The organism is Amycolatopsis sp. NPDC051045 (assembly GCF_040682955.1).
GTDB lineage: Bacteria > Actinomycetota > Actinomycetes > Mycobacteriales > Pseudonocardiaceae > Amycolatopsis.
Window position 1 is genome coordinate 201,640 of the sequence record NZ_JBFBCC010000015.1, and the last position, 16,622, is coordinate 218,261.

Annotated in this window: 11 protein-coding genes and 1 pseudogene; 8 read left to right on the forward strand and 4 right to left on the reverse strand. The window is 71.3% G+C overall.

Annotation, left to right across the window (positions count from 1 at the left end; all coding sequences use genetic code 11):
* Positions 1-4: 4 nt before the first annotated feature.
* From AB0M80_RS31180 to AB0M80_RS31190, 3 genes are read left to right on the forward strand one after another with little or no spacing between them, the layout of a single operon-like run.
* Positions 5-1,657: an FAD-dependent oxidoreductase gene (locus tag AB0M80_RS31180; RefSeq protein ID WP_364572068.1), complete on the forward strand. Its 1,653-nt coding sequence runs from the start codon at positions 5-7 to the stop codon at positions 1,655-1,657.
* Entirely contained in the window at positions 1,654-3,075 is a 1,422-nt protein-coding gene (locus AB0M80_RS31185; RefSeq protein ID WP_364572070.1) for an ATP-binding protein, read from the forward strand. Before AB0M80_RS31180 ends, AB0M80_RS31185 begins: the two co-directional genes overlap by 4 nt.
* Positions 3,075-4,571: a carboxylesterase family protein gene (locus AB0M80_RS31190; RefSeq protein ID WP_364572072.1), complete on the forward strand. Its 1,497-nt coding sequence runs from the start codon at positions 3,075-3,077 to the stop codon at positions 4,569-4,571. Before AB0M80_RS31185 ends, AB0M80_RS31190 begins: the two co-directional genes overlap by 1 nt.
* A gap of 133 nt (positions 4,572-4,704) precedes the next feature.
* Here AB0M80_RS31190 and AB0M80_RS31195 read toward each other — a convergent pair whose 3' ends face one another.
* Together AB0M80_RS31195 and AB0M80_RS31200 are read right to left on the reverse strand one after the other, a co-directional pair.
* Positions 4,705-5,535 carry a hypothetical protein gene (locus AB0M80_RS31195; RefSeq protein ID WP_364572074.1) on the reverse strand — a complete coding sequence of 277 codons (831 nt, stop codon included), beginning with the start codon at positions 5,533-5,535 and terminating at the stop codon, positions 4,705-4,707.
* A 76-nt stretch (positions 5,536-5,611) separates the two neighbouring features.
* Positions 5,612-5,866, reverse strand: a complete 255-nt coding sequence (locus AB0M80_RS31200) for a hypothetical protein (protein WP_364572076.1) — start codon at positions 5,864-5,866, stop codon at positions 5,612-5,614.
* 475 nt (positions 5,867-6,341) lie between these two features.
* On the opposite strand from AB0M80_RS31200, the gene AB0M80_RS31205 reads away from it, so the two are divergent.
* The 5 genes and pseudogenes from AB0M80_RS31205 to AB0M80_RS31225 all read left to right on the forward strand — a co-directional run.
* Positions 6,342-6,950, forward strand: coding sequence for a pentapeptide repeat-containing protein (locus tag AB0M80_RS31205; RefSeq protein WP_364572078.1), 609 nt, complete (start codon positions 6,342-6,344; stop codon positions 6,948-6,950).
* Between the two features lie 29 nt (positions 6,951-6,979).
* A complete protein-coding gene (locus tag AB0M80_RS31210) occupies positions 6,980-7,579 on the forward strand; it encodes a sulfite oxidase-like oxidoreductase (protein ID WP_364572080.1) in 600 nt (199 codons plus the stop codon).
* Complete coding sequence (locus tag AB0M80_RS31215; RefSeq protein ID WP_364572082.1) at positions 7,549-8,292, forward strand: ferredoxin reductase; 744 nt, start codon at positions 7,549-7,551, stop codon at positions 8,290-8,292. The genes AB0M80_RS31210 and AB0M80_RS31215 overlap by 31 nt, the downstream gene beginning before the upstream one ends.
* A gap of 99 nt (positions 8,293-8,391) precedes the next feature.
* Complete coding sequence (locus AB0M80_RS31220) at positions 8,392-11,019, forward strand: fibronectin type III domain-containing protein (RefSeq protein WP_364572084.1); 2,628 nt, start codon at positions 8,392-8,394, stop codon at positions 11,017-11,019.
* A gap of 351 nt (positions 11,020-11,370) precedes the next feature.
* Positions 11,371-12,449: pseudogene (locus AB0M80_RS31225) on the forward strand (ISAs1 family transposase); the annotation flags it as partial.
* A gap of 386 nt (positions 12,450-12,835) precedes the next feature.
* Here AB0M80_RS31225 and AB0M80_RS31230 read toward each other — a convergent pair.
* Positions 12,836-15,208, reverse strand: a complete 2,373-nt coding sequence (locus tag AB0M80_RS31230; protein ID WP_364572085.1) for a LuxR C-terminal-related transcriptional regulator — start codon at positions 15,206-15,208, stop codon at positions 12,836-12,838.
* Positions 15,205-16,335: a molecular chaperone DnaK gene (locus tag AB0M80_RS31235; protein ID WP_364572087.1), complete on the reverse strand. Its 1,131-nt coding sequence runs from the start codon at positions 16,333-16,335 to the stop codon at positions 15,205-15,207. The genes AB0M80_RS31230 and AB0M80_RS31235 overlap by 4 nt, the downstream gene beginning before the upstream one ends.
* Positions 16,336-16,622 lie beyond the last annotated feature (287 nt).

Here is a 16,622-nt window from a genome sequence, read left to right on the forward strand (position 1 = left end):
TCTCGTGAGCCAGCCGATCCTGATGACCGTCGACGACGATCCCGCCGTGTCCCGCTCGGTCGCCCGTGACCTGCGCCGGCGCTACGGGAAGGACTACCGCGTCATCCGCGCCGACTCCGGCCAGGACGCCCTCGACGCCCTGCGCGAGATCAAGCTGCGCGGTGACGCCGTCGCGGCCATCCTCGCCGACTACCGGATGCCGCAGATGGACGGCATCGCCTTCCTGGAGAAGGCGATGGACCTGTTCCCGCACGCCCGCCGCGCCCTGCTGACCGCCTACGCCGACACCGACGCCGCGATCCAGGCGATCAACGTCGTCGACGTCGACCACTACCTGCTCAAGCCGTGGGACCCGCCGGAGGAGAAGCTCTACCCGGTGATCGACGCGCTGGTCGAGACGTGGAAGGCGGTCGGCGACAAGCCGGTCGAGGAGGTCAAGCTCCTCGGCCACAAGTACTCGTCGCCGTCGTTCCACATGCGCGACTTCCTCGCGCGCAACGCCGTGCCGTACCGCTGGTACTCCGTCGAGGAGGACGAGGGCAAGCGCCTGCTGCAGGCCGCCGAGGCCACCGAGGCCGACATCCCGGTGATCGTCACGCCGGACGGCACCGTCCTCAAGCAGCCGACCGGCAGCGAGATCGCCGACGCCGTCGGTTTGTCGACCCGGCCGGCGCAGGAGTTCTACGACCTCGTCGTCATCGGCGGTGGCCCCGCCGGCCTCGGCGCCGCGGTGTACGGCGCGTCCGAAGGCCTGCGCACGGTGCTCGTCGAGAAGAAGGCCACCGGCGGCCAGGCCGGCACGAGTTCGCGCATCGAGAACTATCTCGGCTTCCCCGACGGCGTCTCGGGCGCGCAGCTGACCGACCGGGCCCGGCGCCAGGCGCAGAAGTTCGGCGCCGAGGTGCTGACCGCGCGCGACGTCGTCGGCCTGGAAGCCCGCGGCTCGTCGCGGGTGATCACCTTCGGCGACGGCAGCGAGATCGCCGCGCACTCGGTGATCCTCGCCAGCGGCGTCAACTACCGCGCGCTGGAGGCCGACGGCATCGAGGAGCTCTCCGGCCGCGGCGTCTACTACGGCTCGGCCGCGACCGAGGCCCCCGAGTGCAAGGGCGAGCACGTCTACATCGTCGGCGGCGCGAACTCCGCCGGGCAGGCCGCGGTGTTCTTCTCCCGGCACGCCAGCGACGTCACGATCCTGGTGCGCGGCTCGTCGCTGGAGGCGTCGATGTCGCACTACCTGATCGAGCAGATCGCCGGCATCGGGAACATCCACGTCCGGACGCACACCACGGTCAAGCAGGTGCACGGCGACGGACACCTCGAGCGGCTCACGCTGTGCGAGAACGGCGTCACCGAGACGGTCGAGACCGGGCACCTGTTCATCTTCATCGGCGCCGCCCCGCGCACCGACTGGCTGGGCGACGCGATCCACCGCGACGACCACGGCTTCGTCCGCACCGGCCCCGACCTGCTGACCGCCGGGCAGCGGCCGGCGGGCTGGCCGCTCGACCGTGACCCGCACTACCTCGAGTCGTCGATCCCGGGCGTGTTCGTGGCCGGTGACGTGCGCTCCCAGTCGGTCAAGCGGGTGGCCTCCGCGGTCGGCGAGGGCGCGATGGCCGTGACGCTGGTACACCGGTACCTGGAGGAACAATGAGCGCACTGCCGCGGGAGGAGCTTCGCGGGCTCTTCCTGTTCGAACACCTTTCCGAGACGCAGCTCGACTGGGTCGCCGCCAACGGCGCGATCGAGCAGTACTCAGGCGACACCTTCGTCATCCGCGAGGGTGACGAAGCGACCTGCTTCTACGTGATCCTGAACGGCGCGGTCCGGATGACGCGCCTGGTCAGCGGCACCGAGGTCGAGACCAACCGCTCCGACCAGCACGGCGCCTACTTCGGCGCGACGCAGTTCTTCGTGCACCAGGAAGCCGAACACCGCTACGGGGCGTCGGTGCAGGCGCTGAGCGATCTGACGCTGCTCACGCTGCCGTCGAAGGAGTTCTCCACCGAGTTCCGCAAGTGGTTCCCGATGGCGACGCACCTGCTGGAAGGCATGTACCTCGGCTGGCGCAACAGCGACACCGTGATCGGCTCACGGCGTCGCCTGCTGGCGCTGGGCGAGCTGTCGGCGGGCCTGACGCACGAGCTGAACAACCCGGCCGCGGCCGCGGTCCGGGCGACGTCCGCCCTGCGCGAACGCGTCGCCGGCATGCGGCACAAGCTCGCCTTCCTGGCCAAGAAGGACATCGACCCGGAGCTGCTCTACCAGCTCATCGACGTCCAGGAACGCCTGGTCAAGCAGGTCGTGCAGGCGGAGAAGCTGACCGCGATGCAGCAGTCGGACCGCGAGGACGAGATCGGCGACTGGTTCGACGACCACGGCATCGACGGCGGCTGGGACCTCGCCGACATCTACGTCCGCGCCGGGCTGACCACGGCGGACCTGGACAACGTGCTGGAGCAGGTCGGCGACACCTTCATGGACGGCGCCGTCCGCTGGCTCGCCTACGCGCTCGAGACCGAGATGCTGATGGGCGAGATCGAGGACTCCACGACCCGCATCTCCGCGCTGGTCGGCAAGGCCAAGCAGTACTCGCAGATGGACCGGGCGCCGCACCAGTGGGTCGACGTCCACGACGGCCTCGACTCCACGCTCGTGATGCTGTCCGGCAAGATCGGCGACGGCGTCCGCGTCGTCAAGGAATACGACCGCACTCTGCCGAAGATCCCGGCGTACCCGGCCGAGCTGAACCAGGTCTGGACGAACGTCATCGACAACGCCCTCGGCGCGATGGCCGGCGATGGCACGCTGACGCTGCGGACGTGGCGCGTCGACGACCAGATCCGCGTCGAGATCGGTGACACCGGCCCCGGCATCCCCGCGGACATCAAGCCGCGGATCTTCGAGCCGTTCTTCACGACCAAGCCGGTCGGCGAGGGCACCGGGCTGGGCCTGGACATCTCGTGGAAGATCGTCGTCGAACGGCACCAGGGCGACCTGCGCGTCGAATCCGAGCCGGGGAACACCCGGTTCGAGGTCTGCCTGCCGACGGTCGAGCAGGCCTCGCTCTGATGGCTTCCGTCCCGACGGTCACGACCGAACTCGGGGCGCTGGTCGGGCTGGCGAACGACGGCGTCCGCGTCTGGCGCGGGATCCCGTACGCGCGTCCGCCGGTCGGCGAGCTGCGGTGGAAGGCGCCGCAGCCGCCGTCGCTGTCCGGCGGGGTGCACGTGGCGACCGAGTACGGGCCGCACGCGATGCAGGCGCCGGACCCGATGAACCCCGCTGCCGTGTGCGACGAAGACTGCCTGTACCTCAACGTCTGCACCCCCGAAGGGCCGCCGCCGGAGGGCGGGTGGCCGGTGCTGTTCTGGCTGCACGGCGGCGGCTACCGCGTCGGCCACGGCGAGCAGCTGGGCGACGGCGAGGAGTTCGCGCGCGCCGGGATCGTCGTAGTCACGATCAACTACCGGCTCGGCTCGCTCGGCTTCCTGCACCTCGCCGGGATCTTCGGCGAGTCCGAAGCGGACGCGGGCGTGTGCGGCCTGCTGGATCAGATCGAGGCGCTGAAGTGGGTGCGCCGCAACATCTCCGCGTTCGGCGGGGACCCCGCGCGCATCACCCTGTACGGCGTTTCGGCGGGGGCCAAGAGCATCGGGAACCTGATGGGCAGCCCGCTGGGCGCGGGTCTGTTCGCGCAGGCGATCAGCAGCAGCGGCGGCGCCGACCACGTGGCGACGCCGGAGGCCGGGACGGCGCTGGCGCGGCGGCTGCTCGACGAAGTGGGCTGCCACGACCTCTCTGCGTTGCGCGCGCTGTCGGCGAAGGAGTTCGTCGAGGCGCAGGAACGGATCCTGAGCGGCTTCCAGGCGCTGTGGCTCTGGCGCCCGACACTGCACCCGCGGGTGCTGCCCGAGGTGCCGATCGAGCCGATCCGGCGGGGGAGCGCGGCGGGGATTCCGCTGCTGGTCGGCTGCAACAGCAACGAAGGCAGCACGTACGCGATGATGCTCGGCGACGACGTCGCGACCGCTCCCGCTCAGGACGTCCTTTCCGGCATCCTCGGCGGCGAAGGCACTTCGCGGCTTCTCGAGACGTACCTACGCCGCGTTCCCGATCTGAAAGCCGCGAAGATCGCCGCGATGGGTGACGAACGGTACGGCATTCCGACGCAGCGGCTCGCCGACGCCCAATCCGCGCACGCTCCCGTGTACCGCTACCGGATCGACATCGCCGCGCCCGGTGTGCCCGCGCAGCTCGACGGCGGCCACGGCACCGAAACCACGATGGCGTGGAAGGTTCCCCTTCCGCTGTCCGCGCAGGCGACCGCCGTGAATCCGGCGCGCGAGCGGGCGGCGTTGCTCATCCACCGCTGCTGGGTGGGGTTCGTCCGGGACGGTGTCGCGTCCGCCGATGGCCCCGAATGGCCGTTGTACGGCCCCGAACTGCGGCCGGTGCTGGTTTTCCGGGAGGACTCGGACCTGGTGCTCGATCCGCGGGCGGACGAGCGCGAAGCCTGGGGCGACGTGGAATGGGCTTCGGGGACTTGGTTTCCCGTCTCTGTCTAGTGTGGACTGCTTCTTTCCCTGACGGGCCAAGGTATTTCACGGTGTACCCGTGTGAGTGATGAGATCGAACGCGCGTTCGAGTAACTTGGCTGTTGTGAGCCACTTCCGGCTCATGGCAGCGAAGGAGGAGAAACTATGGAAGCGCACCGAGAATCGGCAGGGTCAGCGTCATGGCTGCGGTGGTCAGCCAGCTCAGCAGATCCGTCAGGGGAATGCGGGAAAGGCGTTCCGGCCATTCCTTCGCCACGGTGTGCAACACGAGCTCGTCGTGCCGCGGCTCCACTTTCGTCAGTTTCAAGCCGGGCGGGAGTTCCGGCAGGGGAAACTCGATGGGGCGGAAGCGGCGGGGCGGCCGCAGCTGCCGCTGTCCGATGTGGAGGGTCTGCGGCACGAGCACCACGGCGTCGTCCGCAACCTGGGGGCGGAGGGTCAGGTGGCCCCAGTGCGGCCGCTTGGCCCAGTGGATCTGCAGCAGCCCGTTGCCGGCGGGGGTCGCGACGATCCCGGGGCGGGCCTTCGCCACCCGATCCTGCAGCACGTCGGCGGAGACCGCGATCGCCAGCTGTACCCGCGCGGGCTTGGCGGCCGGCATGGGCAGCGAGCGGAGGCGCACGTCTTCGGCGAGCACGGTGACGCGGCGCAACGGGATGCTGCCGGGCTCGCCGCCGTCTTCGGCTTCGGGCTCCGGCCAGTCGACGTCCTCGGCGACGATCCGAACGTCGCCGATCCGTCCGGTGGCCAGCCGGAGGCTGTCGGCCGGGTAATCGAGTTCGGCGAGGGTGAGGCCGACTTCGCGGTCGCCCACCTTCGTGGTCAGCCTCCGCCCGACGAGCTGCTCGGTGACCGTGCGCACCAAAGCGGCCGGCGTGACCGGGACGTTCGGAATCAGCGAACGCCCGGCCGCGGCCAAGCCGGCCAGCTCGGGCCAGGGCGACCAGCCGTCGAACCACCTGCCGTCGCTCATCCGTCCAGTGTCGCCCAAGGACACCGGCGGCGGCGACGGCGGGTGGTTCCCGGATGGGTCAGCGGATCGCCTCCGGTCACCGGCCCGCGAAGCGGGCGATGATGCCGGTCACGACCAGCCAGAACACCGCGGCCAGGCCGAAGTCGAGGATCACGGCCAGGCTGGGGCTGTCCACCGGGAACAAGCCCGGGAAGAACAACGCGAGAGGAACCGCCAGTGACTTGATGAACTGGAAGAAGGCGTTACCGGCATTGGCACCGGCAAGCACCATGATCATGTAGAGAACTTCGATCCCCGCGAAAAGCGCGCCGATCGCCGTGATGACCCGCACGGCCGTGTTCCGTCTGGTGGTGGTTCGCCAAGGAGACATGTCGCGAAAATTCCCGGATTGGGTGACTGATCAAACGCTTCAGACCCAAGATTGCGCCGTTTGGCCGCTTCTGTTGCTCTCCGGCACCGCTCCGGCACGGTTGGTGAGTGGCCGAAAACCTGCTCACTTCCGCTCTGAGTCACCCGCACCGCCATCTGCGGGAACTCGGCGCTCAACCGGTCCGCCTGTGTGCGGTCGCAGCCGAACACCGCCGCACGGCGCACCGGGCGCACTCGGTCGGCGGCCTGGACACCGGTGCCGAGGAGGGCGAGGCGGCTCGCCTCGGCCGGGGCGGGCAGGTCCGTGGCGCCGCCGGTGCGCAGCTTGGTCACCTCGACCGCGTCGGCGACCACTGGCCCTCGGCGGTGTTCCACACCAACGTGCCCAGGATCATCGCCGCCCCTCCGGGCGTCGGATCTGCCGCTAGCCTGGCGACATGTCCGAGGCCACGCAAAATCCCGTCGAGGAGCAGCGGTTCTCCCGCGACGACTGGTACGGAGAGGAGATCACCGGGCGGCACTACGTGCGGTGCGAGTTCCACGAAGTCGACTTCTCGGAGGCGGTCACGCGGAACTCCGTGTTCACCGACTGCGTGTTCGGCAACGTGCGCTTCAACGCGTCGCGGCACACGGACTCGGCGTACACCGGCTGCGCCTTCAAGCGGTGCAACTTCTTCGACGCCGAGTTCACCGGGTGCAAGCTCGTCGGCGCCACGTTCACCGAGTGCGGGCTGCGGCCGTTGCGGGTCACCGGCGGGGACTGGTCGTTCGCCGGGCTGGCGGGCGCCGATCTGCGCTCGGTCACCTTCCAGGGGGTGCGGATGCGGGAGGCCGACCTCACCGGGGCGGACTGCGCCGGCGCGGTGTTCGCCGACGTCGACCTGTCCGGGGCGATGTTGCACGCCGTCAAGCTGGCGCGCGCCGAGCTGCGGGGCAGTGACCTCTCGGCGCTCGACCCGCTGAACGCCGAGCTGGCCGGCGCGATCGTGTCACCCGAACAGGCTGCGGTGCTCGTCACGTCGCTGGGGCTGCGGGTCCGGGCGTAGGCTCGTCGCGATCGGGAAGGGAGAGCCGCATGGGTGTCGTGACACCGGGTTTCCACGGCCGGGCGCGCAGCGGCAACCCGCGTCTGCCGCCCGGGCAGTACCTGGCCGAAGACTTCCCGGTGCTGTCGGCGGGCCCCACCCCGCGCGTGCGCACCGAGACGTGGGAGTTCACCGTCACCACCGAGACGGGGGACAAGCACACCTGGAACTGGGCCGAACTGATGGCCCTGCCCAGCGAGAAGCCCACAGTGGACATCCACTGCGTCACCCAGTGGTCCAAACTGGACACCCGGTGGCGGGGCGTCTCGATCGACACGCTGGTGGGCGGGCTCGGCACCGAGGCCGACTACGTCATGGTGCACGCCTACGGCGGGTACACGACGAACCTGCCGCTGGCCGACCTGCTCGACGGCCAGGCCTGGATCGCCTACGAATACGGCGGCAAGCCGCTGACTCCGGAGCACGGCGGCCCGGCGCGGCTGCTCGTGCCGCACCTGTACTTCTGGAAGTCCGCGAAGTGGGTGCGCGGGCTGGAGCTCAAGAGCCGGGACGAACCGGGCTTCTGGGAAAACGCGGGCTACCACGACTACGGGGATCCATGGCGCGAACAGCGGTATCAGGGCGACTAGCCTGGCGGGTCGCCCGCCTGGCCGGCTTCCGCGACGAGACACCGACGGCGCGCACGCTCGTCTTCGACCTGCCGGGCTGGCCCGGGCACCTCGCGGGGCAGCACGTCGACGTCCGGCTCACAGCCGCGGACGGCTATCGCGCGCAGCGCAGCTATTCGCTCGCTGCGCCCGCCGACGGCGATCGGGTCGAGCTGACGGTGCAGCGTGTCGCCGACGGCGAGGTGTCCGAGCACCTCGCCGGCCGGTACGCGATCGGTGACCCCGTCGAGATCCGTGGCCCGATCGGCGGCTGGTTCGCCTGGCGGCCGGCGGACCCGGCCCCGGTGCTGCTCGTGGCGGGCGGCTCGGGGATCGTGCCCCTGATGGCGATGATCCGCGCCCGCCGCGCGGCGGGTGTCCGCACGCCGTTCAAGCTGATCTACTCGCTGCGCACCCCCGCCGAGCTGTACTACGCCGACGAGTTGCGCACGCCGGTGGCGGGCGTGGACGTCACGTACGTCTACACGCGCGAGCTGCCCGACGGCCGCTCGGGCATTCCCCGGCGCATCGACGTGGCCACGCTCAACACGGCGGGCTGGCCGGCGGAGTTCGGCGCGTCCTGCTTCGTCTGCGGCCCGACGGGGTTTGTGGAGACGGTCGCGGACATCCTGGTCGCCCTCGGCCACGACCCGCACCGCATCCGTACGGAACGGTTCGGTCCCAGCCGCGACTGATCAACCGGGCCGCGCAGGCATCCGATGAATAGGTAACCTCGTGCCCCGCTGAACGGGAAATTGTCGACATCGTCGGCAAGAGATCCTATGTTTCCTCTCATGCTGACCAACTGGGGCTCGACGCGACGGCGCACTGCGGTGGCCGCTCTCCTGGGTGCGGGCGCACTGCTCGCCACGACCGGCCCGGTGGCCGCGGCCGATCCCGAGGCCGCCGGCCGCAACGTCGACGTCTACGTCTCGCCCGGCGGATCCGATCAGGCTTCCGGTACCGCCGGTCATCCCGTCCGGACCCTCGACCGGGCCCGCGACCTCGTGCGGCAACGGGCTCCGCACCTGACCCGGGACCTCACCGTGCACCTCGCGCCCGGCGTCTTCCGGCTGGCCGCGCCGTTGCGGCTCGACGCGGGGGATTCCGGCGGCAACGGCCACCGCGTCATCTGGCAGGGCAGCGGCGACACCGAACTGAACGGCGGCGTGCGGGTCACCGGCTGGCGGCCGGTGGTGGGCCGTCCCGGGCTGTTCGCCGCGCCTGCTCCGGCGGGGCTGGACAACACCCGGCAGCTCTACGTCGACGGCGTCCGTGAACAGCGGGCCCGCGGGCCGCTGCCGGTGACCGTCAAAGCCACCGCCGACGGCTACACCGCGAGTGCGGACACGCTCGCGCACTGGCGCAACCCGAAGGACGTGGAGTTCGTGTACGTCTCGGGCGAGGCGCTGTGGAACGTCCAGCGCGACGGCCTCGGCCAGTGGACCGAGCCGCGCTGCCCGCTCGCCGCCGCCGAAGGCACGACCATCACGATGGCCCAGCCGTGCTGGGACAACTCGACGAAACGCGTGCTGTTCCCCGACATCCCCGGCCGCAGCGTGAACATGGTCGGGCCGGCCGACCTCACCAACGGACGGCACCCGACCTACGCCGAGAACGCCTTCGAACTGCTCGACACCCCGGGCGAGTGGTACCTCGACCGATCCGCCCACGTCGTCTACTACCTGCCGAAGCCCGGCCAGGACCTGCGCCGGGCGGACGTCGAAATGCCGGTGCTGGAGAAACTCCTCGACGCCCGGGGGATCCACGACGTCGCCTTCCGCGGGCTGCGCTACTCCTACGCGACGTGGCTGACGCCGTCGTCGACCGAGGGCTTCTCGGAGATCCAGGCGGGTTACACGATCACCGGCGCCGACGGCTGGGCCGTGCAGGGCCTCTGCCAGTTCGTCCCCGGTGGCACCTGCCCGTACGCGTCGTGGACGCGGGAACCCGCCAACGTCTCCGTCTCCCACGGCTGGCACGTCGAATTCAGCGACAGCGTGTTCGCCCACCTCGGCGGGGCCGGGCTCGATCTCATCGAAGGCACCAAGGAATCGCAGGTGCGCGGCGACGTCTTCACCGACATCTCCGGCAACGGCGTGCAGGTCGGCGGGGTCGGCAAACCGACCACGGACACCGATGCCGACGTCGTGCGGGACGTCCGGGTCACCGACAACCACCTCTACGGCCTGCCGCGTGAATTCCACGGCGGCGTGCCGATCGTCAACGGCTACACCGTGCGGAACACCCTCTCCCACAACCAGATCGACCACGTCGGCTATTCGGCGATCTCGGTGGGCTGGGGCGGCTGGCCGGACAAGATCAAGCGCCCCGCGACGCCGAACCTGTCGCACGACAACGTCGTCTCGGACAACCTGATCTTCGACTACATGCAGATGCTCGACGACGGCGGTGGCGTCTACACCCAGGGCATCACCGGCAGCTCCCTGGCCGACGGCGAGAAGGTCACCGGCAACGTCATCCACGACCAGTGGGGGCTCGGGAAGGGCGTCTACACCGACAACGGCAACACCTACGAGACGATCCGCGGCAACGTCCTGTACCGCACGGCGTACTTCAACGTCGGCACGGTGCACGTCGACTACCGTGACGACCTCGGCAACAACGACCCGACGCTGATCGAGGGCAACTACTGGGAGCAGGGCGACCGCGACAAGACCGACAAGGGCGCGATCACCCGCGGGAACCAGCTCCTCGCCCACCCGGCGGACGCCCCGGCCGCGATCGTCGCGAACGCGGGCCTCGAACCGGCCTACCGCGGGCTGCTGTCCCGGCAGGTCGGCGGGCGGGCCCCCGCGGAGGCGCCGTCGCGGGTCGGCACGTTCGCCGTCGCGGGGAAGCTGTACGCGACCTGGAACCCGACGTTCGCCTTCAACAACGCGCCGGTCAAGGCCTACGTCGTGACGGCGTCGGGTGGTGGGCGCACGTTCTCGACGACGGTGACCGCGGCCGACTTCGCGAAGCGCGCGTACGCCGAAGTACCGGGCTTGGCGGACGGGACGGCGTACACGGTGACAGTCGCGGCGCGCAACGCGTTCGGCACGAGCGAGCCGTCGCTGCCGTCGGCGCCGGTGACCCCCGGTCCGAAGCCGGCTGCGTTGCCGGGCATCCCGACGAGCGCGCGGGCGTTGCCGGCCTCGACGGCGGCGTCGATCCGCTGGAACCCGCCGGCCGCTACGGGCGACACCCCGGTCCTGGGCTACGTGATCACGGTGTCCGACGGCCGCACGATCCCGGTGGAGGGCCGCGACGCGCTGGTCACCCAGCCGACGGTCAAGGGCATGACGAGAGTGGTGGACAACCTGAAACCGGCAACGGCGTACACGTTCACGGTCGCGGCGATCACGGCAACCGGAACGGGCCCAGCAGCCACATTCACAGCAACGACGGCGGCTGCTTGAGCCTTGTCCACAGTCTGGCGGTGATGTGGACAACGAGGCCCGGTCAGCGTCTTTCCCGGCTTTTCGTCGCCCACCCCCGATAGACTGGACTTGGGGACGCCCCCCTGGGAGGGTCAGGGTTCCGGCAAAGTCTTTTGGCCTGGTTGCTGGGCAGACACGGCCCTCGTTGATCATGTGATTGTCTAGGTCCCATGATCGTGTGAGAGAGCCGTGCCCGCTGCGCAATCGTGCCTGATCCCTGTCGTACTTGATCGTCTGGCCCCGGTTATCGATTCCGGCGCCGATCCATGCTGGGCCGCTGACCTGCGCAAACAACTCGCTGACGTGCCCGATCCACGAGATCGACGTGGTGTGCGACATTCGATCGGGTCGATTCTGGCGCTCGCCGCCGCAGCCGTAGTGGCGGGAGCTCAATCGTTCACCGCGATCGGTGAATGGGCCGCCGACGCGCCACAGTCGGTGCTCGCTGCGCTGGGCACGCGTTTCGATCCCCGCCAACACCGGTACACGGCACCCGATGAGGCCACCGTGCGGCGCGTGGCCGGACGGGTCGACGGCGACATCCTCGACGACGTGATCAGCAGCTGGCTTGCCGAGCACGACACCAGTAACACCGACCTGGCCGAGACCGCGCCGGTAGCGATCGCGGTGGACGGCAAGTCCTTGCGCGGCACCTTCGCCCGCACCGGAGGCGCCGGAGTGCACTTGCTTGCCGCGATCACCCACGAGACGGCAACGGTGGTCGGTCAACGCCAGGTCCCGGTCGGAAGCAGCGAAGTCAGCTGGTTCCAGCCACTGCTCGACCAGGTCGACCTGACCGGGAAGGTCGTCACCGCCGACGCCCTGCACACCACTGCCGAACATGCCCGCTACCTGCATCAACGCGGCACGGACTACGTGTTCACCGTCAAGGAGAACCAACACCGTCTCCACGGCCTGCTCAACACCCTGCCCCGGCGCGAGATGCCCACCCACCGCACCAGCGGCCGCGGGCACGGCCGCAGCGAACGCCGCACTATCCAGCTCGCACCCCTGGGCGAGTTCCTCGGCTACCCGGCCATCGACTTCCCCATGCCACGCACGCGTTCCTCATCGAGCGCTACATCACCCACCACACCAGCCAGAAACGCTCCGCCCACGCAGCGCTCGGCATCACCAGCCTCACCGGCCGCTACGCTCACCCCGCCCATATCGGACAGTGCGTCCGCAGCCACTGGCACATCGAAAACAAACTCCACTGGGTCCGCGACGTCACCGACAAAGAAGACCAACCCCGAACCCGCACCGGGACCGCACCCCAAGTCATGGCCAGCCTGCGCAACCTCGCCACCAGCGCACACCGACAAACCGGACACACCAACATCGCCCAAGCACTCCGCCACACCGCCCGCAACACCACCCGAGCCCTCACCCTGCTCGGAATACCCACCCAAACAGCACAAAAGACTTTGCCGGAACCCTGCCCTGGGAGGGCGGGGGTCGTTTCCAGGGGTGGTTGCGACACCTGAGTTTTCAGGGGCTACCTGTTGTCCAGCCGGGATCGAGATCGGGCCTTGAGCAGCGTCGTGTGTAGTCCGGATCGGCTTGATCGAGCGTTAACCGCCGAGCGGGTGGCCTGCTTTGCCCTGGTGGAAGCAGGAACAGGCAGCAGAGAAGCGGCCCGGCAGGTCGGGTTCACCTCTGGACCGCGAAACGCCGGCGCGCCGAGGCAGCCCAGGCTGCAGCGACTCCGCCGGCGCCGGCGGAGCCCCGCCGAACGCATGACACACCTACTCAACACCACCACCCCTGGAAACCGCCGAGGGGCGGGGGCCGCCTACGGGGCGTCCGGGCGCGCCAGCAGTTCCCGCAGTGTGGCCAGCAGCTCCCGCCGGTCCGCCGCGCCCAGCTTCCCGCGGATCCGGGCCATGTGGTGCTCCACCGTCTTGCCCGAGATGAACAGCTTGCTGCCCGCCTGCTTGTACGTCAGCCCCTCCACGACCAGCCGGGCCACTTCCAGTTCGCGCTCGCTCAACGCCGCCAGGCCCGTGCCCGACGCCGGTTCCGCCGTGCCCGGGTCGCGGCGGGCCGCCGTGCCCTGGAACTGGCGGGCCGCTTCCAGGAGCTGGACCATCGCCTTGCGGTCGGACGTGCGGATCGCCGCCTGGCCGGCCAGCCGGGCCGCGTCCCAGCGGAGTCCCAGGTCGTGCAGCTCGGCCGCCGCCGCGGAAATCGCGTCCGGGTCGAACGTCCCGCCCAGTACCGCCAGCCAGCCCTGGGCCGCCGTGGCCAGTGCGCGGGGGTGGCGGCCGCAGTGGGCGTGCGTCAGCAACGTCGCCAGGTGCGCCTTGGCCGCGTCCGCGTCCTCCAGCGTGATCGCCGCGTGCAGCTCGTGCCAGACCAGCGATACCGTCCACAGTGGAGGCTCGCCGAGCCGGGCCAGCAGGCCGTGGGCGCGTTCGAACTGGCCGGCCAGCTTGGCGAACGCGCCGGTGCGGGCCGCGGCGATCGCCAGCTCGCCCAGCGGCAGCAGCGTGAACAGGTCCGCCTGCTGCCGCATCGACGCCTGGTACGCCCGGTTCCACGACCGCTGCAGCCCGACGAGGTCGCTGGCCCGCCGCGCCAAGCCGAGCTCCAGCGTCGCGAAGAACAGCTCGTCACGGGCCTCCAACGGCCGGCCCGCGACGGCGTCGCGGTGTTGCGCGGCCGTCGCCAGGTCGCCCGCCGTCATCGCGACCCAGCCGAGCAGCAACCGGTGCCGCACGGCCAGGAGGTCCCCGCCGATCCGGCCGTTCAGCGCCCGGGTCAGCACGGACTCCGCCAGCGCCAGCTCCCCGGTGTGCAGGGCGGCGAGCGCGGCCAGGGCCGCCGGGCTGTCCGGCAGCAGCGTGCCGCCCAGCGCGGGCTCCAGCATCGCGGCCGCGCCGAGCAGCGTGGACAACGTCTCCGTCGCGCAGCCGGACACCGAATCCACGATGCCACGGGCCATCCGGGTCGCCGCGCCCGCGAACAGCGTCGGCGCGACGCCGGGAGCCGGGGAGTCGAGGTGGCGCCGGGCGCCATCGAGGTCGCCGGTGCCGACCAAGGCCGTCGCCGAGAAAGCGTCGGCGCGGCCGGCCCAGTGGTACAGCTCGGCGCTGCGGGCCAGTTCGCCGCGGTGCGCCAGCACGGTCGCCGCGATTTCCGCGCCCACCGCGCGGGTTTCCGCATCGGCCGCGCCGAGCATCCCGTCGCCGAGCCGCAGTGCGGTGTCGAGGTCGCCGGACAACGCGGCCGCGCGCGCCCAGCCCGCCGTGACGGCGGGAGAGCGGTCGCCCGCTTCGGCGGCGGCTTCGAACAGCTGCGTCGCCAGCCGCGCGTCGGTCGGCAGCGCTTCCCCCGCCGCCGCGGCGAACGCGGCCGCCGTGGTCGCGCCGGAACTGCCCGTGCCGAGCAGGGAGCGCGCCAGGTCGAGCACCGGGAGGCCGTTCGCCAGCTGCAGTTCGACCAGCCGCTGCACCGTCGCCAGCCGGCGCGCGGGCGGCCCGAAGCCGCGGACGGCGGCCGCGGCCAGCGGCAGCAGCGTGTCGTCGGGGGCGAGCAGGCCGGTCGCGCGGACACCCTCCACGATCGCGGGCAGCTGGTCGGGGTCGCGGTCGAGCAGCGCGCACAGCAGGTCGAGGTTGCGCTCGGCCCCGGCCTCGGCCGCGATCAGGTAGCGGAGCACGTCGTCGTCGAGCTCGTCGAGCTCCGGCCGGAACTCCTCCAGCCGCCCGAGCAGGGCGCGCTCGGCCAGCCGCGGCACGCCGCCGCTGCGGGCGTGCAGCTCGGCCGCGGCCGCCGGGTCGGCGGGCTCCCCGGTCAGGGTTTCCATCAGCACCGCGACGTCCTCGACGCCGAGCGGGCCGAGCTGCAGCAGCGTCCAGCCGGGCGCCACCGCGGCCGGCCGGTGCGCGACGACGATGGGCCCGTCCGCGCCGGTGAGCAGCTCCTCGAGCTGGCCCGCGCCGAGCCGGTCGGCGTCGTCGACCAGCACGGCCTCGACACCGGCCGCTCGGTAGCGGCGGTCGAGCGCGGCGAGCAGCACGCTCTTGCCGTACCCGCCGGGGGCGACGACGGCGAGCCGCAGCGGGGCGGCCGGATCGGCGGCGACGCGGTCGAGCAGCTGCCGCGCCGCCGGGTGCACGGGGACGGTGTGCCGCGGGGGAACCTGCGTGAGCAGTGTGTTCAACAGTGACCTTCACCGGAGGGGGCGCCGGGGTGGGCGCAGGGGCTCGGGGCGGGGGGAGTGCTGGAGCCGGCGGTGGCTTCGCGGGCGGTGACGGTGATCACCAGGGCCGAGACGGCCGCGGCGAGCACCAGGACCGCGGCGGCGAGCGGACGCCGCCGCCGGAACAGGTTCAGCGGGCCGGTGCGCTCGGGCAGCTCGAACGGCGTGATCTCGACCGGCGGCCGGGGCGGCCGCTCGCCGAGCTCACCGAGCGTGTCCACCTTGGGGAGCAAGGTGGTTTCGACGGCGGGGGGTTCCTGCGGCGTCTCCCGGTGGTCGGCGCGCAGCGCCGCGAGGGCGGCCGCGCCGAGTGCGGCGGTCGCCGGCGGAACCGGTCCCGCGAACACCGGGCACGGCGGCCGGGCCGGCAGCGCGTGCGGCGGGACGTCACCGCAGAACACCACCCCGGCGAGGCTCTTGGGGGACGTCGAGGCCGCGCCGGCGAGGGCGAACAGCGTGCTGAGCGCGGCCGCCGGGGCGACGCCCTCGGCGCTGGTGCCGAGCTGCCAGCCGCTCGCGCCGGACGCCGTGGCCAGGGTGACGTTCACGCCGTCGGCGCCGAACTCGCACACCCCCGCGACCTGCGCGCCGGGGCCGGGGACGGGCAGGTGCGCGGCGAGCGCGGCGACCGAGCCGGGGACCAGCGTGACGGCGGTGAACCCGGCGTCGGCCAGTGCCCGGCGCAGCACGTCACGGCGGTAGCCGCCCCAGTCGCCGGGGTGGGTCAGCACCAGGTGGTGCGGGGCGCCGCCGAACAGGTTCGCGGCGTGCTCGGCGATCCCTTCGACGAGCACCGTGGTGAGCGTCTCGGGCGGGAACGGCTCCCCTTCGACGAGCACCGGCACGTCGTCGCCGATCCGCCGGTGGAAGCCGGTGAGGAGCCGGGACGGTACCTGGGCGCCCGCCTGCGCGGCGGCGTCGCCGGTGAGCAGGTACCCCTCGTCGTCGAGGAACAGCGCGGACGCCGCGGCCGGGGACCTCATCCCCAGCCAGAGGGGTTCGGGGGCGCCCCAGCCGGGGCCTTGGCGGCGGCAGGTCGCGGCGTGGGTCCGGCCCTGGGTCACATCGATCCCGAGGACGTAGGGCAACGGCGCTTCCTCCTCACCTCGTGGCGGCCGATCGGCGGCCGGGCATCCCCCTAGGGCTCGGGGCATCCTCACCCAAACGGGTTAGTCAGGCAAGGGTCTGGAGGGATTTAACCCAACTGAGCGCGGCGCGGATGAGCCCCTAACTCCCTAACGATGACATATCGATCCCCTATCGGCTGACCGGACTGCAACTCGGAGTGATCCCCGATGTGCACTGGGGGACGGTCTCCATACCTTGATGACGGAGCACCGGTCCCTGCGGCCGCTGCTGTCCCCCGAACCACCGG